The 18,819-nt window shown below is 32.2% G+C and carries 17 protein-coding genes; 2 read left to right on the plus strand and 15 right to left on the minus strand.

Going from position 1 to position 18,819, the window contains the following annotated elements; all coding sequences use genetic code 11:
- Position 1 precedes the first annotated feature (1 nt).
- The 11 genes from Q7C23_RS13805 to Q7C23_RS13855 all read right to left on the minus strand — a co-directional run bounded on the left by Q7C23_RS13805 (position 2) and on the right by Q7C23_RS13855 (position 11,212).
- Positions 2-1,588 (minus strand): sensor histidine kinase, encoded by a 1,587-nt coding sequence (locus tag Q7C23_RS13805; RefSeq protein WP_375033073.1) that lies wholly within the window; start codon positions 1,586-1,588, stop codon positions 2-4.
- Positions 1,589-1,647: 59 nt separating this feature from the next.
- Positions 1,648-2,244 (minus strand): dephospho-CoA kinase, encoded by a 597-nt coding sequence (gene coaE, locus Q7C23_RS13810; protein WP_375033074.1) that lies wholly within the window; start codon positions 2,242-2,244, stop codon positions 1,648-1,650.
- 1 nt (position 2,245) lies between these two features.
- Entirely contained in the window at positions 2,246-3,244 is a 999-nt protein-coding gene (locus tag Q7C23_RS13815; RefSeq protein WP_375033075.1) for a glycosyltransferase, read from the minus strand.
- Between the two features lie 123 nt (positions 3,245-3,367).
- Positions 3,368-4,558, minus strand: a complete 1,191-nt coding sequence (fabV, locus tag Q7C23_RS13820) for an enoyl-ACP reductase FabV (protein WP_375033076.1) — start codon at positions 4,556-4,558, stop codon at positions 3,368-3,370.
- A 107-nt stretch (positions 4,559-4,665) separates the two neighbouring features.
- Positions 4,666-6,318, minus strand: a complete 1,653-nt coding sequence (recN, locus tag Q7C23_RS13825) for a DNA repair protein RecN (protein WP_375033077.1) — start codon at positions 6,316-6,318, stop codon at positions 4,666-4,668.
- A 52-nt stretch (positions 6,319-6,370) separates the two neighbouring features.
- Positions 6,371-7,255, minus strand: coding sequence for a DUF4835 family protein (locus Q7C23_RS13830; RefSeq protein ID WP_375033078.1), 885 nt, complete (start codon positions 7,253-7,255; stop codon positions 6,371-6,373).
- 67 nt (positions 7,256-7,322) lie between these two features.
- On the minus strand, positions 7,323-8,537 hold the full coding sequence (coaBC, locus tag Q7C23_RS13835) for a bifunctional phosphopantothenoylcysteine decarboxylase/phosphopantothenate--cysteine ligase CoaBC (RefSeq protein ID WP_375033079.1): 1,215 nt from the start codon (positions 8,535-8,537) through the stop codon (positions 7,323-7,325).
- Positions 8,538-8,546: 9 nt separating this feature from the next.
- The gene (locus Q7C23_RS13840; RefSeq protein ID WP_007807938.1) at positions 8,547-8,864 is read right to left on the minus strand and encodes a DNA-directed RNA polymerase subunit omega; all 318 of its coding nucleotides are present in this window, start codon (positions 8,862-8,864) and stop codon (positions 8,547-8,549) included.
- Between the two features lie 8 nt (positions 8,865-8,872).
- Positions 8,873-9,667, minus strand: coding sequence for an outer membrane protein assembly factor BamD (locus Q7C23_RS13845; RefSeq protein WP_375033080.1), 795 nt, complete (start codon positions 9,665-9,667; stop codon positions 8,873-8,875).
- A 130-nt stretch (positions 9,668-9,797) separates the two neighbouring features.
- Positions 9,798-10,685: a 4-hydroxy-tetrahydrodipicolinate synthase gene (gene dapA / locus Q7C23_RS13850; RefSeq protein ID WP_375033081.1), complete on the minus strand. Its 888-nt coding sequence runs from the start codon at positions 10,683-10,685 to the stop codon at positions 9,798-9,800.
- A 14-nt stretch (positions 10,686-10,699) separates the two neighbouring features.
- Positions 10,700-11,212, minus strand: a complete 513-nt coding sequence (locus Q7C23_RS13855; RefSeq protein ID WP_375033082.1) for a hypothetical protein — start codon at positions 11,210-11,212, stop codon at positions 10,700-10,702.
- Between the two features lie 46 nt (positions 11,213-11,258).
- Here Q7C23_RS13855 and Q7C23_RS13860 point away from each other — a divergent pair, with 46 nt between their 5' ends.
- Positions 11,259-12,038: a 5'-nucleotidase C-terminal domain-containing protein gene (locus Q7C23_RS13860; protein WP_375033083.1), complete on the plus strand. Its 780-nt coding sequence runs from the start codon at positions 11,259-11,261 to the stop codon at positions 12,036-12,038.
- Between the two features lie 53 nt (positions 12,039-12,091).
- Entirely contained in the window at positions 12,092-13,003 is a 912-nt protein-coding gene (locus Q7C23_RS13865; RefSeq protein WP_375033084.1) for a bifunctional metallophosphatase/5'-nucleotidase, read from the plus strand.
- Here the strand turns inward: Q7C23_RS13865 and Q7C23_RS13870 are convergent.
- The 4 genes from Q7C23_RS13870 to Q7C23_RS13885 form a co-directional block, all read right to left on the minus strand.
- On the minus strand, positions 12,989-13,684 hold the full coding sequence (locus Q7C23_RS13870; protein WP_375033085.1) for a lysoplasmalogenase family protein: 696 nt from the start codon (positions 13,682-13,684) through the stop codon (positions 12,989-12,991). The two genes, Q7C23_RS13865 and Q7C23_RS13870, sit on opposite strands and share 15 nt — an antisense overlap.
- Positions 13,671-15,677 carry an NAD-dependent DNA ligase LigA gene (ligA, locus tag Q7C23_RS13875; protein WP_375033086.1) on the minus strand — a complete coding sequence of 669 codons (2,007 nt, stop codon included), beginning with the start codon at positions 15,675-15,677 and terminating at the stop codon, positions 13,671-13,673. The genes Q7C23_RS13870 and ligA overlap by 14 nt, the downstream gene beginning before the upstream one ends.
- Before the next feature lie 245 nt (positions 15,678-15,922).
- The gene (locus Q7C23_RS13880) at positions 15,923-17,857 is read right to left on the minus strand and encodes an OmpA family protein (RefSeq protein WP_375033087.1); all 1,935 of its coding nucleotides are present in this window, start codon (positions 17,855-17,857) and stop codon (positions 15,923-15,925) included.
- A gap of 11 nt (positions 17,858-17,868) precedes the next feature.
- Positions 17,869-18,801 (minus strand): type IX secretion system membrane protein PorP/SprF, encoded by a 933-nt coding sequence (locus Q7C23_RS13885; protein ID WP_375033088.1) that lies wholly within the window; start codon positions 18,799-18,801, stop codon positions 17,869-17,871.
- Positions 18,802-18,819: the final 18 nt, after the last annotated feature.

Below are 18,819 nucleotides of genomic sequence, written 5' to 3' on the forward strand. Positions count from 1 at the left end.
TTTAATTTATTAATGGTATTTTTATTATAAAGGTGCTACCTTTTCCTTTTTCGCTTTCAACATATACTTGACCATTGTGATCTTCTACTATTCGCTTTACATAAGCCAGACCTAAACCGTGTCCTTTTACATTATGCAAATCTCCTGTATGTTCTCTGTAAAATTTCTCAAAAACTCTTTTTTGAGCTATCTTACTCATACCAAGACCATTATCCTTAACTTTTATCAGAATCATATCTTTGATATTTTCTGTAAAAATTTCAATTTCAGGAACATCTGGAGAATATTTTATGGCATTCTCTAAAATATTTACCAATACGTTTGTAAAATGCACTTCATTTACTAAACAAGTAGTTCTTGAAGCGTTATAATGTTTTACAACGGTTCCATGTCTATCTTCTAAAATTAAATTTACATGTTCAATTGCATCATCAATAATATCATGAATTGCAGTTGGTTCTTTTGTAATATCCAATTCTCTTTTTTCTAATTTAGAAATGCGAAGAACGTTTTCAACCTGAGCATGCATTCTTTTATTTTCATCCCTGATCATTTGCAGATAACGGAATACTTTCTCTTTATCTTCAATAATCTTAGGGTTTCTAATTGCATCAAGTGCCAAATTTATAGTAGCAATTGGAGTCTTAAACTCATGTGTCATATTATTTATAAAATCTGTTTTTATTTCAGATATATGTTTTTGACGCAACAATTGATTTAATGCACTTGTGTAAGCAATTATAATAATAAGCGTAAAAACTATTGATAATATTGTAATACTTAATAACTCTGACAATAAAAATTTCTTTTTATAAGGAAACGTTATATACAATTCATACTTACTATTCCCTTCATTATCAGTATATATCGGAATATGATAACTTGCATCTTTATCAAAATGAAACCCATCCGATTTTACTTTAGTTGGCAAACCACTATTCAGAACACCAAATTCAAATTTGGTTTTTACACCGTATTCTTCCAGTTCCTTTTTTAGTAATTTATTAAGCTTTTCTTTTGTTATTCTTCCTTCAATTGGCGTTAAGGAAGCAATATCTTTATATTGAATTTGTTGCTGTACTTTATTTAAAATATCTAAGCTTCCTGATTTTTCGATTTTCAAATCTGGTATAATACTTTGTCCTAAAGGATTATTATCGATACCATTATTATTATTATAAACCTCTGTTACACGCTTTGAACTAAAGTTTTTAAACCTTTCACTACTGAACTTTTTATTAAAAAGTGAACCACTTATATCATAATCTTCAGAAGTTAACGTACTAGAATAAACAATTGTTTTATTTGTTTTGGTATTTCTTTGCACATAAAGGACTTCCAGTAAATCTTCTTTCTTAGGGATTTTACCAGTACTGTCTTTTATACGATTGTATTTGTCATAAAAACTATATTCTTCCTGCTGCTCAAGTTTATCAGCAACATTACCAATTACCTGGGTAACGTGGTATTTAAATTGTTCGTCATTATTTTTGAACGAAGAGTTGAACCAAAATACCTGAACCAGAATTATCCCAATAAGAGACAAACTCATAAGCAAAACAAGTATTCTAAAAAATAATTTATTCATCGAAACAAAATTAATATTTTAACAATATACTAAATAATACATTAACCAAATATTAACATTTAAGACTGATTTTGTTTAATATCTAAAATTTTAAGAATTTTAACAACTTCTTCCTTAGCAATTTTAAGATTTACGTTATTAATAACAAAATTGCTTCTGGAAATTCGATCTTCATCCTTCCACTGCATTTGCATTCTGCTTAAAACTTGCGCTGGGGTGGTATTATCGCGTTTTAAGACTCTTTCAATTCTAACTTCTTCTGGTGCGGTTACTGTTATAATATAATCACATTCTTTATATCTGCCACTTTCAAATAATATAGCAGCTTCATAAATTATGTACTCGTAATTTTTATGTCGCAATAACCATACCTCAAAATCTTTTTTTACAGCCGGATGTACTATTGCATTTAATTTAGCTAACTTTTCTTTATCATTAAATACAATTTCAGCAAGCTTAGCCCTGTTTAAAACATCTTTTTCAAAAACACTTTCTCCAAATACATTTTTTATTTCTTTTACAACATGATCCAATTGCATTACTGCTCTTGCACCATCATCAGCTATATAAACAGGAACTCCCATTTCTGCAAAATAATTAGCAATAGTTGTTTTTCCACTACCGATACCTCCTGTTAAACCGATAACCTTTGTCATATTATATTTTAAAAAACATACGAGGAAAAGCTTCTTGTGGTTTTTTCTTTAGAAGAATGATTTTTATAAATGATTTTAAAAACCCTGTTCCGTAGCCATAGAATTGTTTCCAAACTGCAATTACTGACAAGTACCCTATTTTAATACTTTTATTTTGATAACTTGCTGTAAGAAAAATTATAACGAAATATACGAAATATAATTGTAATAAAATATCAATATTGAATATTAACAGTAAAAAAGCTAATAATAACCCAAGTATAAAAACGGTCGGAAAGAAAAAAGTAATCTTATTATGTTCTGGATACCAACTATTTAATATTGGCCTTGCGATTCCAAATTTATGCACCTGAATAGAGAATTTCTCCCAATCAATTCTGCGTTTATGATAAACATATGCCTCAGAAAACAATCTTGTTTCAAAACCTAAATTCCATAAACGAATTGACAAATCAGGATCTTCACCTGGGTGAATATTTCCAAATCCGTTTGATGCTTCAAAAGCTTTTTTAGAAATTCCCATATTGAAACTTCTTGGCTGAAACTTATTAATTTTTTCTGAACCACCACGTATTCCGCCAGTTGTCAAAAATGAAGTCATTGCAAAATTGATTGCTTTCTGTATATCCGAAAAACTATCCAATGCTTTATCAGGCCCACCAAAGCAATCAACATATTCTTCATTTAAAGCTTTTCGAACTTCTGATAAATAATTAGGTGGAATAATACAATCTGAATCAAAGATGATAAAGTAATCACCTCTCGCCTTTTGCATTCCAAAATTCCTTGAATCTCCCGGTCCCGAATTTTCTTTAAAATAATAAGATATATTCAATTTTCCCTGATAAGTTATCACAACATCTTTACATGGAATCGACGAACCATCTTCAACAAGAACAATTTCAAAAGGTTCATTATAATCAGATTTTGAGAGACTTTCTAAAAGTTCATCAACTTCATCTGGACGATTATACACGGGTATAATTAAAGAAAAAATCATAATGGGATGTGCGGTATTAAAGTGGCAATTTTTTTAATTTCAAAATTTTAACAAAGATATGTTATATTCATAAAAAAACCACCAACTTTAGGTTGATGGTTTTTTATTTATAATAAGAAGTTATTATTTAATACTTTCAATATTTACAACTTCATTTGCTTCAGCTTTATAATCAACTCCGGCAAATTCAAATCCAAACAAGTTTAAGAAATCATTTCTGTAACCTGCTAAATCTCCAATAGCCGGTAATGTTTCAGTTGTAGCTTCTTCCCAAAGTTTAGCCACTTTTGCCTGAACATCATCACGCATTTCCCAATCATCAATTCTGATTCTGCCTTTTTCGTCAACAGGAACAGGTGATCCAGTATATAATCTTTCTTGAAACAAACGCTGAATTTGCTCGATACAACCTTCGTGAATTCCTTCTTCTTTCATAATTTTATATAAAAGAGAAATATATAACGGAATTACCGGAATAGCAGAACTAGCTTGAGTTACTAAAGCTTTATTTACAGAAACATAAGCTTGTCCCCCGATAGATTTTAAACTATCCGTAATAGAGAAAGCAGTAGCCTCTAAATGATCTTTTGCACGTCCGATTGTACCTTTACGGTAAACCGCTTCAGTTAATGATGGCCCTATATAAGAATAAGCAACTGTTGTAGCACCTTCAGCCAATAAATTCTCCTCTTTTAACGCATCCATCCACATAGCCCAATCTTCACCACCCATTACAGCTACAGTGTTTTCAATATCCTCTTCATTTGCAGGAGCTATAGAAACTTCAGTTACATTTCCAGTGTGAAAATCTACTGTTTTATTTGTAAAAGTTTGTCCGATTGGTTTTAAAGTCGAGCGATGTAGTACTCCTGTATTAGGATTTGTACGCACTGGCGAAGCCAAACTGTAAATAACTAAATCTACCTGACCTAAATCAGCTTTGATCAAATCTAATGTTTGTCTTTTTATTTCATTTGAAAAAGCATCTCCATTGATACTTTTTGCATATAGACCCGCTTTGTGTGCTTCAACCTCAAATGCAGCAGAATTATACCATCCTGGAGAAGCCGTTTTTCCTTCAACTGGCGGTTTTTCAAAAAATACTCCAATTGTAGCTGCATCAGATCCAAAAGCACTTGTGATTCTTGAAGCTAAACCAAAACCAGTAGATGCTCCAATTACCAATACTTTTTTTGCACCAGCGATTGCTCCTTTTGATTTAATATATTCAATTTGATTTTTAACATTTTGCTCGGCTCCTTTTGGGTGCGCTGTCAAGCAAATAAAGCCTCTCATTCTAGGTTCTATAATCATATTTTTATTGTTTATTCGTGCATTTGCTATTCATTAAAGTGAGGTAAATGATTAGCTTATTTACGTTTAGTGAATTCGTTTTTAGATGACAAATATAAAGTATTTCTTTAGTTCAACAAGGCCTTGGCATGATTTAAAGCCGAATCTGAGACAACTGCACCCGATAACATCTGAGCAATTTCGATAACTCTTTCGTCCTGAGACAGAAGCTTTAATTCTGACTGTGTATCATCGCCAACCGTAGACTTGAATACTTTGAAGTGCGAATCACCTTTTGCTGCTATTTGAGGTAGATGTGTAATGGCAAAAATTTGCATATTCTTACTCATTTCTTTCATTATTTCTCCCATTCTGATCGCAATTTCTCCAGAAACCCCAGTATCTATTTCGTCAAAAATTAAAGTTGGTAATTTTGAATATTGAGCCAGGATCGCTTTTACAGCCAACATTATACGCGACATCTCTCCTCCCGAAGCTACTTTTTTCAATAATCCAAAATCAGTTCCTTTATTAGCAGAGAATAAAAATTGTAATTCGTCTTTTCCGTTTTGGAAATACGTTTCTGACGGTAAAAGTTCTATATTAAAACGAACGTTTGGCATTCCTAATGTTTCTAAAATTGAAATCAATTTATTTGATAAAATCGGAATTGCATTTGCTCTATTTTGATGAATTAACACTGAAAAGGCATCTAATTCTTCCACTTTTTGTTCTGTTGAATTTGTTAGTACAGTAATTTCTTCTTCTATATTTCCTAATTCAATAACTGCGTTTTCTAAATCAGCCTGAATTTGAAGTAATTCATCAACAGAAATCACCTGATGTTTCTTCTGTAAATTATAAATCAATTGCAATTTCTGATTTGTAAGTTCCAGTTTTTCAGGATCATTTAGTAATTTCTCAGAAACGTTTTGCAACTCTCTTGAAACATCATCAAATTCAATTGCAACGCTCGTTACTCTTTCAAATAAATTTTGATATTCTACAGAAAATGGGGCAATTTTTTGAAGTGATGCTTTTATTTCATTTAGATTATGAAAAACCCCAAACTGCTCTTCATTTGCAATAACCAAAGACTTGTCTATTGCTTCTTTTATAACTTCGACGTTATTTAATTTCTCAAACTCAGCTTCTAGCTCTTCCTGCTCACCAGATTTTAATTTAGCAGCAATCAATTCGTTCAATAAAAAAGTATTGTATTCCTGTTCTTTTCCTGAATCGCTTTGCTTTTTCAGTAAAGCAATTAATTTTGATTTATCTGATTTGTAAGCCTTCAATAACTTTTGGTATGAGGCAATCACATCAAAATTATTAGCAATAGCATCGATTATTTTAAACTGAACTGTTTCATCTGATAATTCCTGAGTTTGCTGTTGCGAATGAATATCAATCAAAAACAGACTTAAATCTTGTAATTCCTGAAGATTTACGGGACTATCATTAATAAAAGCACGAGATTTTCCTGAAGGTAAAATTTCACGTCTTATAATCGTGTCATCTTCATAATCAAGGTCATTTGCTTCAAAAAATTCTTTTAAATTATATTTAGAAATTTCAAACTGTGCTTCTATAATACATTTTTCCTCTTTATTTTTTAAAGAAGTCAAATCGGCTCTTTTTCCCAAAACCAAACCCATAGCACCCAAAATAATAGATTTTCCAGCTCCGGTTTCACCTGTAATTATAGAAAAGCCTTTTGAAAAATCTATTGATAATTTTTCAATCAGAGCATAGTTTTTAATTGACAGCGAAGTAATCATAGGATAAAAATGTAATTATAGAAGTTAATGAAGTAGTAAATCGAAAAATCACTTAATATTTAATTTGCGACCATTTGGTAGAATTCAGAGGCGACACTTTATTCAAAACATCAGACAAATCAGTCACTGTAATACTTGGGCCACCTGAAAAGATAGAAACAATCTCATCTGATTTTGCATCAAAAAATACCCGGGTTAAAAAGGCATTTGGTTTAACCGAATTAAATTTCCCTATAAGTAGTATTGAAGATTTGATTCTTTCTTTAGCACCTTTTAAATCATCACTCATTTTATCTAAACCACTATGATACAAAAAGGTAACCTGACGCAAATCACTATACATCGGCGAAATCATATCTGTTATTAAATAATAACGATTCTGAATTCCATCAGCCTGACTCCAACCCTTGTAACCTCCTTGCTGCGCTACATTTGCAATGTTTTGAGCCGTTTCAAGATATTGATTTCCAGCTCCCATTTGAAACGAATCTGCATCCATACCTAAAATTAAATAACTGTAAAAAGAAACGACTGATACTAAATTTGACTCAAAAGTGGTAGGATTAAACAACAAAGGCTCATATTCCGTGTAACGAAAACTAAAATCTTTGTCGTTAAAATTGAATATAGGTGACGAATAAGTTGAATTAAAAATCAATCTGGATGATTGTACCTGAATTGTTCCGGAAAACTGGTCAGAATTATTTGATGACAAGGTGATATACATTGAACAATTGATACGTTCATTTTGTTTTAGCACCGACCCTGTCCAATCTGTTTTATTTACAAATTCAGATAAGGATGTCTGGAGTGTTTTAAAAACCTGTTGGTTAGGATTTGGTAGCCTTTCAGTATTAATAGTTACGGTACAATTTAGCTGTTGTGCTTGTGTCAAGCCAAAAATTAAAAATACTAAAAGAGTAACTATTTTTTTCATAGAAAAATACTATTTGACTTGGCGTAAATATAAAAACACTAATACTTATTCTGAAACCTTAAAATAATTACAATTTTGAAAAATGCGAAATCACCTTATTTAAAATATCAACTGCAACTGATTCTTTTGATTTTAATTCCATTGGTTCAATTTTAAAATCCTTATCAATAAAAGTAACTTTATTGGTTTCTTTTTTAAAACCTGCCCCTTCATCTTGTAAAGAATTAAGAACAATCAAATCTAAGTTTTTTTTCTGAATTTTCAACTTAGCATTTTCAATTTCATTTTCAGTTTCCAACGCAAAACCAATTAAAAACTGATCTTTTTTAATTACTCCCAATGATGCTAAAATATCTTTTGTCTTTTCAAGCTCAATCGTGAATTCATCTGCAGCTTTTTTAATTTTCTGAGAAGCAACAACTTTAGGTCTATAATCAGCAACCGCCGCTGCCGCAATAGCAACATCAACCTGATTATAACAAGAATGGCATGCGTCGTACATTTCCTGGGCCGAAACCACATTTACAACTTCAACTAAACTATTTTTTACTTTAAAATGGGTTGGACCCGCAACTAAAATTACTTGTGCTCCTAATTTTGCAGCTTCATTAGCTATATCAAAACCCATTTTCCCAGAGGAATGGTTTCCAATAAAACGCACAGGATCTATCGCTTCGTATGTTGGTCCCGCAGTAATAAGTATTTTTTTTCCTTTGAGCGGTAATTTACTTTCTAAATCTGCTTCAAGAAAAGCAATAATATTTTCCGGTTCAGCCATTCTTCCTTCTCCTGACAAACCGCTGGCAAGCTCACCACTTTCTGCCGGAATCATTACGTTTCCAAACTGTTTTAAGGCTGCAAAACTGGATAAAGTTGAAGGATGTTTATACATATCCAAATCCATTGCAGGAGCAAAATAAACAGGACATTTAGCTGATAAATAAGTTGCTATAAGAAGATTGTCACAGTTTCCTGTAGCCATCTTAGATAATGTATTAGCAGTTGCCGGAGCAATTAACATTAAATCAGCCCAAAGACCTAATTCAACATGATTGTTCCAAACTGCATCTTCATCATCCTGATTAAAAAAAGTAGAGTGTACAGGATTTTTTGATAACGTTGATAACGTAAGTGGAGTTACAAAATCCTTAGAAGCAGGTGTCATTATCACTTGGATATGTGCACCTGCTTTTATAAAGAGTCGTACTAATGAGGCTGTTTTATAGGCTGCAATTCCACCAGAAACTCCTAGTAAAATTTTCTTCCCGTTTAAAACTGACATTATACTATATTATTTGTTTGAACCTCTGTGATAAGTTTTTCCGTCTAACCATTCCTGAACAGCTAAAGCGTGTGGTTTTGGTAATTTTTCGTAAAATTTAGAAACTTCAATTTGTTCTTTATTTTCAAAAACTTCTTCAAGACTGTCATTATAAGTAGCAAACTCTTCTAATTTCTCAGTTAATTCCTTTTTTATTTCAGAATTAATTTGATTTGCTCTTTTAGCCATAATGGTAATTGCTTCATACACATTTCCTGTTGGCTCTTCAATAACAGTTTTATTATATGTTATTGTATTTACAGGAGCATTCGTCTTTTTTAAATCCATGACTTTATTTATTTAGTAAATTTTTGTAAATCTGTTTCAACTCTGGCGTACATTTCGTCTGCCTCTTTTTTATATTTTGTGTCGCTTTTGAACTTTAATAAGTTATTATAAGCCACTTTAGCTACATTTAAACGCTCTTCCATTTTTGAAGGAATACTGTTTATCGCTAATTTATATGCCGAATCGTATTTGTAGAACAATGCATCTTCTTTAAAAGGTGTTCCAGGGAAATCAGCAATAAAATTATCAAAAGCTATTAATGCAGATTTGTAATCTGAAATAGTATTATATCCTTTAGCATTTTCATATGCCTTTTTCTCTAATTTACCATTCAAAATTTTCACCGCTTCGTTAGCCTGAGCAATGTATTCTGAATTTGGATAATTATCAATAAACGCTTGTAATTTCTCTAAAGCTTTTACCGTATCAGTCTGGTCTAAACTATAAACCGGAGCTAATTTTGAATAACTATATGCACCTAAAAACGCAGCTTCTTGTACTTTTTCACTACGAGGATAACCTGAAACAAAACTTTCAAACTGATAACCAGCTAAATAATATTGTTTTGTTTTGTAATAGGATTGTGAAAACATATAAAAAAGCTTTTCAGCCTGAGGTTTACCTCTATATGATGGTGCTAATTGTTCAAAAAGACGAATTGATTTATTGTACTTTCCAGCATCATACATTTTTGTTGCCATTTCAAATTTTGCCGCAACATCTTCATTTTTCAAAGCTTTTTGGTAATCACTACAAGAACAAAAAAGGACAACAACAATTAATAGAGATACTATTTTTTTCATTTTCTTACTTTTATTATGATTTCGTAGACAATTATGCCAAAGCAAAATCACACCGAAGTTCCGGTGGCAAATTTAGTTATTAATTTAGCTACTACAAAATATTTTTTGGTATAATAAAATACCGGCAAATTTACTCTACTTTAATACTGCTTTTAACAAATTTGTTTAATCTTTCTGCCAATGAATCATCAACAGCTACCAAAGGCAAACGCACTGTATTATCAGCAATACCAAGGGCTTGAAACACTTGTTTGATTCCAGCTGGGTTTCCTTGTTCAAAAATCATATCAATACAATCTGATAAAAAGTATTGCGTTTTGAAAGCTTCACTTACTTTTTTATTCAGACCCAAACGGATCATTTCTGAAAATTCTTTTGGAAATCCCTGCCCAATAACTGAGATTACCCCAGCTCCACCAGCTAAAACAATTGGTAAAGCGATCATGTCATCGCCAGAAATTACAAGAAAATCTTTTGGTGCATTTTTTATCAGTTGCATAGCCTGAGCCATATCGCCGGCTGCTTCTTTTATTGCTACAACATTACTAAAATCATTAGCCAGACGAACTACCGTTGCGGGCAACATATTGCTAGATGTTCTCCCAGGAACATTGTATAAAATTACCGGAATTGGCGAAGCTTCTGCAATAGCTTTAAAATGCTGATAAATTCCTTCCTGCGTTGGTTTATTATAATAGGGAGAAACAGAAAGGATAGCCTCAAAAGCAGAAAAATCTCCTGTCTTTAATTCCTCAACAATCTGCATTGTATTATTACCACCAACACCAAGAACTAAAGGCAATCTTCCCTTGTTAGTATCAATTACTGTTTTTATAACTAATTCTTTTTCGGCTTGTGTTAAAGTAGCGTTTTCAGCTGTTGTTCCCATAACAACAAGATATTCAACTCCTCCATCAATCGAAAAATTAACGATGCGTTGCAACGCTTCGAAATCAACTGAAAAGTCTTTTTTAAATGGGGTTACAAGCGCAACACCAGTTCCTATTAATGATTGCATATTCTATTTATAATTTATTTTATACTTTTTAAATACTTAAACAATTCGGAAATGAATAGTTTATAATTTTCCATTTCGGTATCAATCATCCATCGATTTAATGTTTTATCGACCGAAGAAAATCCTACCTTAAACTTCGCTTTTGATTTACTTGTTGTCATCATTAAAATCGGTTTTTCGATTTCATAGTAACTAATCAAAAGGTCAAATTCTGTATCAGTAAATTCACTTAGAAATTCTTCAGTAAACTCTCCCTTCCAATTGATCTGTTTTTTACAAAAAGTAGGTCTCGAATATGTTTTTTTCTTTTTTAATTTACCTCTATATGCAACGATTTTTATGTTTTCAGAGACAATCCCTTGTAGGATCAGCTCTTTTACCAATTCCTTTGAATGACGAAATCCACTTTCATCTATCAGCAGACCAATTGTTTGCACATTACTAGTAAACACTTCGTTTTTTTCAATATGCAGGTTATTTTTTAATGATTTTTTTACAAAAAATTCCTTTATATAATTTAAAAACATAGTATTTTTACCAATTACAAAATTAATTATTTAAGTCGCATTTAAGATGGTAAAACTAAAAAAGTATAACGGATTTTTAAAACTTTTTGTTATATTCTTAACACTTTTTTTTATATTTTCCTGCAGTCAGAAAAATTATAATCTAACGAAGATAGAAGGAAAACAGCTTCCGGTAACAGAAAAAGCAAATGAAACTCCTGAAATTGAAAACTTCATCAAACCATATCGCGATCATATTAATAAGGATTTAGACAGTATTTTGGCTTATTGCCCAGAAACTTTGGATAAAAGTACCGGAAAATGGCAAACTACCATTGGAAGTTTAATGGCCGATGTTTGTTTGCAAAGAGGGAATTTAGTTTTTAAGGCGCGTGAGAAGAAAGACATCGATTTATGTTTATTGAATCATGGAGGAATCCGTGCTATATTACCAAAAGGAAATGTAACAACTAGAACAGCTTATGAAATTATGCCTTTTGAAAACAGTTTGATTGTTCTTGCATTAAGCGGTAATCAAATTCTTGAAATTGCCAGCTATATTATTAAGGAGAAAAAACCTCAACCTCTAGCTGGAATGACTTTTACGATATCAAAAGAAAATACAGCGAAAAACATTCTGATTCAGGGAAAACCTATTGATGTTAGTAAAACCTATTATGTGGTTACAAATGATTATTTGGCCAATGGCGGAGACAACATGAATTTCTTCTTAAAAGCTACTGCTAAATTTGACCTGAATTACAAAATCAGAAACGTCTTAATTGATTATTTTAAAGAAGTTGATACTATTCCGATTAAAAACGATGTTCGAATTACAGTTGAATAAAACATTACGAGACAAAAATTAAAATTACTGCGCTTAAGCAAAAAAAATATACAATGAAAAGAAGAGAATTTATCGAGAAAACAGCCGCAAGTACTGCCCTATTGAGTTTAGGTTTGTCATTAAGCAGTTTTGAATCTAACGATATTAAGCACTTAACTATTTTACACACTAATGATGTTCACAGCCACATAGATCCTTTTCCGGCTGATGATCCTCGTAATGCAAATAAAGGCGGTGTGTCACGAAGAGCAGCTCTTATAGAAACTATCCGTAAGGAAAACCCAAATGTACTTCTGTTAGATGCAGGTGATATTTTTCAGGGAACTCCGTATTTTAATTATTACGGCGGCGAGCTTGAATTTAAGCTAATGAGTATGATGAAATACGATGCGTCTACCATAGGAAATCATGATTTTGATAATGGTCTTGATGGTTTGCATGCACAAATGCCTCACGCCACTTTTGAATTTATCAATTCAAATTATGATTTTAAAAATACCGTAATGAATGGCCTTGTAAAACCTTATAAAATCTTCAATAAAAACGGAATTAAAGTTGGCGTTTTTGGATTAGGAATTGAACTTGATGGTTTGGTTGACAAGAAAATGTACAAAGAAACTGTATATAATGATCCTGTAGAAATTGCACAAGATATGACGCAAAGGCTAAAAAAGGAAGAGAAATGCGATCTAGTAGTTTGTCTTTCTCACTTAGGCTATAATTATAAAAATGACGAATCTAAAATTTGTGATTTGAAATTGGCTGAATTAACACAAGATATTGATTTAATTATTGGTGGGCATACGCATACGTTTTTGGACAAACCAACTATTGTGAAAAATAAGGCCGGCGAAAATGTATTGGTTAATCAGGTTGGTTGTTACGGAATAAACTTAGGCCGTATCGATTTTTATTTTGACAAAAATAAAGCTCACACCAATCAGGGAAAATCAATCATTGTATAATACTTTTCTTTGCCCTTTTGATCTTTCGAGAAAATATTCGGCCATAAAATAGTAGGCTAGAATTTGTGTTACATCACGAATCAAAACCAGAACGACAGAGTGCGAAAAGTATTCATTGAAAATATAAAATATATCTGAAAATATATAACAAACTGCCATTAAAGACATTATTAGGGCAATGTGTGTACCTTTTACGATATAACGCACAAAACAGAAATAACTCATAATACTAAGAACAATACCGTAAATAGTATAGAGTGCATTGTACTTTTTCATATTATCTGACTGCAGACTTAAAACCGAAACGAGCAAATAAACTATAAAAATCACTACTATTGATACCGGCAGAATGTCTTTTTTACTTAATTTAACTTTCTCTCGCTCTACTATGAAAATTTTTAAGAGAAGAAGATAAACTACCAAAAAACTTAAAACTGCACCAATTTCCGAAACCTCAACATCCATCAAATCAAATACCTGACCTACAAAACAAAATAGAAATATAAAGCCTTCTGTTTTTCCTAACTTAGATTCATTGCTTATGAAAAAATAAAAGAATATTGCTGGCAATACTACTGCTTTTGCATAGATTGCCAGAAAATCCTGCTCTGCCCAATCAAAAATAATGGTGAGCAGCAACGCCAGAAAATACAAAATCAACGACGGTTTATTCGCTTTCATTCAGTTTAGTTATAAAATCTTCCTCAGATAATATCGGAATATTTAATTTATTCGCTTTTTCTAATTTGGCAGGCCCCATATTATCTCCTGCGACCACAAAATCAGTTTTTGCAGAAATGGAGCTTCCAACTTTTCCTCCATTATCTTCAATTGTTTTCTTTAATTCATCTCTCGAAAACTGAGCAAATACTCCTGAAACAACAAAAGTTTTTCCGATGAATTTTTCTGTAGCATTGGGATTGATTTTTTCTACTATTTCAAATTGAACTCCATAACTTTTTAGACGTTCAATTATTTTTTGATTTTCTTCATTTTCAAAAAACTCAATTACACTTTTTGCAATTCGTTCTCCAATTTCATCAACTAAAACTAGTTCCATTAAGGAAGCTTTGCTTAGTGCATCCATGTGTTTATAATGTTTCGCTAGTTTTTTAGCAACTGTTTCACCAACAAAACGAATTCCCAGTGCAAACAAAACACTTTCGAAAGGAATCTCTTTTGATTTCTCAACTCCATTTACCAGGTTCTCAGCTGATTTTTGCGCCATCCTTTCTAAAGGTAAGACATCTTCAACCTTTAACTCATATAAATCAGCATAATTATGAACCAATCCGTTATTGAATAATAATGCAACCGTCTCACCACCAAGTCCTTCAATATCCATTGCTTTTCTTGAAATATAATGTTGAATTCGGCCAATAATCTGAGGAGGACATCCGTAGAAATTCGGACAATAATGGTTTGCTTCACCTTCTGAACGAACCAGTTCTGTCTGGCATTCCGGGCAATGGGTTATATATTCTGTTTTTACTGAATTTTCAGGGCGCTGTTCTAAATCAACAGCAATAATTTTTGGAATAATTTCTCCGCCTTTTTCAACAAAAACAGTATCATTTATTCTTATATCTAATTTCTCAATTTGATCTGCATTGTGCAAGGAAGCTCTTTTTACGATCGTTCCTGCCAATTGTACCGGTTCTAGATTTGCAACCGGAGTAATTGCTCCCGTACGTCCTACCTGATACGAAATTGATTTTAATTTAGTCGAAACCTGTTCTGACTTAAATTTATAGGCAATAGCCCAACGTGGTGATTTTGCAGTATATCCTAATTCTTGCTGATGCTGAATACTGTTTACTTTAATAACTACTCCATCAGTTTCATATGGTAATTTATGGCGATGAATATCCCAATAATCGATGAAGTCAAAAACTTCCTGCATATTATTAACAAGCTTGGCTTCATTTGGAACCTTAAAGCCCCATTTTCTTGCAGATTCCAGCCCTTCAATTTGAGAAGAAAATGGCAAGTTACTGCTCGTCACAGAATATAATAAACATTCTAACGGGCGTTTTGCAACCTCAGCACTGTCTTGTAATTTTAAACTTCCTGAGGCTGTATTTCTAGGATTTGAATAAGGCGTTTCTCCAATCTCAATTAATTCCTGGTTCATTTTTTCGAAACCTTTTAAAGGCAAAATAATTTCACCACGGATATCGAATTTATCCGGATAATTTCCTTTTAGCTGTAACGGAATCGATTTTATCGTTTTAATATTATTTGTAACCTCATCTCCCTGGAAACCATCTCCCCTGGTTAATGCCTGAGTTAATTTTCCATTTTCATAAGTAATACTAATAGAAGCACCATCATACTTTAATTCGCAGGTGTACTCTAATTTAACATTCCCTAAAACTCTCTGAATTCGGTTTTCCCAATCTAATAAATCTTCTTTAGAATAGGAATTATCCAAAGAATACATACGATATTGATGGGCAATGGTTTTGAAATTTTTGGTAACAGTTCCACCGACACGTTGCGTAGGCGAATGTTCATCAAAAAACTCAGGATTTTTTTCTTCCAGATCCTGAAGCTGCTTTAATTTAATATCGAAATCATAATCTGAAATTGTGGCATTATCTAGCACATAATAATTGTAGTTGTGCTGATTAAGTTCTTCGCGTAAAGCCTGAATTGTTTCTTGAATACTCATAAAATATTAAAATGATGCGGATTGTAATGTTGAATAACTGAATATCAAAATTAGAATTATTTTCGCTGAAAAACATCAAAAAACAAAAGTTTTAAAAATCAAAAATCAGGCAACAACAAATTGCAGCCTGATTTTCTTCTTGTCCACTTTTCTTAAAAAAGAATTAAACAAAACCAACTTCCAAATGGTTTCTTCATTTTATATTCTTACTCTGATTATCAAATAATTAGAATGCAAATATAAAACTATTTTTGGATAATGATAAAGTCAGAACGTCTATTTAACAAATGTTCCTCTTCCGTGCATTTTACTCCATTTTTACATTTGTTAATCAATCGGCTTTCCCCATAACCAATTGCACTTTCAATCCTGGACGGATCAATATCCTGTGAAACAATATAATCTCTTGTTGACTTAGCTCTGTTATCAGAAAGTTTCATGTTATACGAATCTTTTCCGCGGGAATCAGTATGCGATTCAATCTTGATTCTGATGTTTGGAAATTTTTTCATAATAAAAACCACTTTTGTTAACTCTTCAATTGCAAGTGGTGTGATGTCGTATTTGTCGTAGTCAAAATATATTGGGTTAACATCTACTTTTTCAACTCCTTTTTTCTTAACAACTAAATCATCGTAATTGCTCAATTCGAAATTAACATCCTTAATCTCCCCTCCGTTTTCGTTGGTAGTTTCTACTGTTTTATCATCGCTGCTATAATTTGGTTTTGCGGCGATCATTTTAACTAATTTTCCACACGGAACTTCAATAGCATATTTACCTTCATAATTTGTTTTGGTTTCGCCAAGAACTTCACTATAAGAATTATAAGCCATAATGGAAACATCGGTAAGTGGTAATTTTGTTTTACGGTCTATTGCCATTCCGGAGATACTTTGGTTGCAAACAGGTTTTCCTTTGGTAAAGGAATAAATATCATCATCTCCTTTTCCTTCTGACCTATTGGAAGAAACATAACCGTAATTTTCCTGACTGTCAATTATAAAGGCGAAATCATCTTTATTACTATTAATTGGAGGTCCTAAGTTTACCGGGGTTGAAAAACTACCATCTGCTAAAAGTGAACTTTCGTACACATCCAAATCGCCATAACCGTAATGTCCATCAGAAGAAAAATATAGCTTTCCGTTACGGAAATATGGAAAAAGATCATTTCCAATTGTGTTAATCTTTGATCCAAGGTTAATAGGAGAACTCATTGTTCCGTCGGCAGCAATTTTTACGTAATACAGATCAGTTTCTCCAATACCTCCTGGCATATCTGATGCAAAGAAAAGCCATTGTCCGTCTTCACTTAAAGAAGGATGTCCAACAGAATAATCATCGCTGTCAAAGAAAACCTTTTGTGGATTTTCTAATTTATTGTTTACAATATCGCCTTTAATAATTTGAAAATTATTCGTTTTGGTTTCATCGATAACCAATTTATTCTTTTTGACAATGTTTGTCGAATAATAAATTGTTTTTCCGGCTGCGTCAAAAGAGGCAGTTGCTTCATGATACTTGGTCATTACATTTGGAAGAAATACTGTTTCATTAAACAAACTTCCATCTGCAGGATTTCTTTCGGCAGTATACAAATTTAAAAAAGGCTGATTGTTCCAGGTATACAATTTTTCGCTAAACTTTGTTGTATCCCTAGCAGAAGTAAATACTACCCGATCCTGAAAAAAAGTGGCACCAAAATCAGATTTACTTGTATTAATATCCAGATTTTTAATTGTATAAAGAGATTTCGCTTTAGATAAACTATCCATCTGCTTCTTTTGAGCAACGTATTTGTTTATTTCATTCTGATCTCCTTTTTTAGAAAGATACTCTTTTGTCATTTTATCTGCTTCGTCATAATCCATAACACCTTTTAAACACTGAATGTAACGCAAGTAGTAAATATCTGTCAAATTATTGCCTTGCACCTCATATAGTTTTTTATACCACTTTAAGGCATTTCTGGCATCTGAAATGAAATAATATGAATCGGCAGCATTCTTTAAAGTTTGCGCTGTCGGGCTTTTAATGTTCTGTAAAATTTCTTCGTAGGCTTTTGAAGCATCAGCGTACGCATAATTTCTAAACAGAGCATCTGCCTTTTTTAAATTAGTCTGAGCAAAACTAAATGTAAAACTCAAAACTAAACTTAGGATATATAATTTTTTCATAGGTTTTACTTTTAGAAGAATCGAGGAGATTTAATTTTACTTTCGTTTTTGTTAAACTGGTAACGCAAGATAATTTCATGCGATCCATCGTTGTATTTGTTAAGATCGCTAACGGTGTAATCAAAAGCATATCCGATATAAAAACTTCTAGATATTTGAAAACCTGCCAGGATGCTTATAGAATCGTCTGTTCTATAAGAACCTCCTATTACAAATTTTTCAGCAATCATAAAATTCGCCGAAATATCAGCAGTTAATGGCGCTCCACTTACTGCCTTTACCAAAAATGCGGGTTTGAATTTTAAATTTGGATTTAAATCAAAAACATAACCTCCCATCAGGTAATAATGCAAACGATCATAGTTTACTGATTCCTGAATATCATCGTAATAATTACTCTGAATAAAACTCGGAACAGAAAGTCCTAAATACCATCTGTCAGTATAATAATAAACTCCCGCCCCAACGGCTAATTTTGCCTGGTTGTCAATATTCTGATTTAACAAAACATCATTTGGATCGTAGTATCTCCCTTTTGACCAGTCAACATTTAACATTCTCATACCCGCTTTAAGACCAAATGCCAGTCTTTTTTCATAACCAAGAGGAATAGAATAGGCAAAATTTCCATCAATATATAATTCATTTGATGGTCCAATTTTGTCATTAACAATGCTTAATCCTAAACCTATTTGCTCATTTCTAAGCGGTGACTGAATAGTAAACGATTGTGTCTCTGGCGCTCCTTCAATTCCAACCCATTGCGAGCGATACAAAAGAGCTGCTTCTAAAGTGCCGGTAGACCCAGCATAAGCTGGGTTTACGGCCATAGTGTTGTACATATATTGTGTATACTCCGGATCTTGCTGTGCACTGACGCAAACCGAGATAAAAGAACATATTAAAATGAAATACGTTTCTAATGATTTTATATATAGTTTCATAACGATACTTATTTAGTT

This window comes from Flavobacterium sp. LAR06, from assembly GCF_041946075.1.
Classification (GTDB): Bacteria; Bacteroidota; Bacteroidia; order Flavobacteriales; family Flavobacteriaceae; genus Flavobacterium.

Bases quoted from the DNA above. Each gene is read 5' to 3' on its own strand.
- Q7C23_RS13805 (WP_375033073.1), bottom strand. From the start codon at position 1,588: ATGAATAAATTATTTTTTAGAATACTTGTTTTGCTTATGAGTTTGTCT.
- coaE (WP_375033074.1), bottom strand. From the start codon at position 2,244: ATGACAAAGGTTATCGGTTTAACAGGAGGTATCGGTAGTGGAAAAACA.
- Q7C23_RS13815 (WP_375033075.1), bottom strand. From the start codon at position 3,244: ATGATTTTTTCTTTAATTATACCCGTGTATAATCGTCCAGATGAAGTT.
- fabV (WP_375033076.1), bottom strand. From the start codon at position 4,558: ATGATTATAGAACCTAGAATGAGAGGCTTTATTTGCTTGACAGCGCAC.
- recN (WP_375033077.1), bottom strand. From the start codon at position 6,318: ATGATTACTTCGCTGTCAATTAAAAACTATGCTCTGATTGAAAAATTA.
- Q7C23_RS13830 (WP_375033078.1), bottom strand. From the start codon at position 7,255: ATGAAAAAAATAGTTACTCTTTTAGTATTTTTAATTTTTGGCTTGACA.
- coaBC (WP_375033079.1), bottom strand. From the start codon at position 8,537: ATGTCAGTTTTAAACGGGAAGAAAATTTTACTAGGAGTTTCTGGTGGA.
- Q7C23_RS13840 (WP_007807938.1), bottom strand. From the start codon at position 8,864: ATGGATTTAAAAAAGACGAATGCTCCTGTAAATACAATAACATATAAT.
- Q7C23_RS13845 (WP_375033080.1), bottom strand. From the start codon at position 9,667: ATGAAAAAAATAGTATCTCTATTAATTGTTGTTGTCCTTTTTTGTTCT.
- dapA (WP_375033081.1), bottom strand. From the start codon at position 10,685: ATGCAATCATTAATAGGAACTGGTGTTGCGCTTGTAACCCCATTTAAA.
- Q7C23_RS13855 (WP_375033082.1), bottom strand. From the start codon at position 11,212: ATGTTTTTAAATTATATAAAGGAATTTTTTGTAAAAAAATCATTAAAA.
- Q7C23_RS13860 (WP_375033083.1), top strand. From the start codon at position 11,259: ATGGTAAAACTAAAAAAGTATAACGGATTTTTAAAACTTTTTGTTATA.
- Q7C23_RS13865 (WP_375033084.1), top strand. From the start codon at position 12,092: ATGAAAAGAAGAGAATTTATCGAGAAAACAGCCGCAAGTACTGCCCTA.
- Q7C23_RS13870 (WP_375033085.1), bottom strand. From the start codon at position 13,684: ATGAAAGCGAATAAACCGTCGTTGATTTTGTATTTTCTGGCGTTGCTG.
- ligA (WP_375033086.1), bottom strand. From the start codon at position 15,677: ATGAGTATTCAAGAAACAATTCAGGCTTTACGCGAAGAACTTAATCAG.
- Q7C23_RS13880 (WP_375033087.1), bottom strand. From the start codon at position 17,857: ATGAAAAAATTATATATCCTAAGTTTAGTTTTGAGTTTTACATTTAGT.
- Q7C23_RS13885 (WP_375033088.1), bottom strand. From the start codon at position 18,801: ATGAAACTATATATAAAATCATTAGAAACGTATTTCATTTTAATATGT.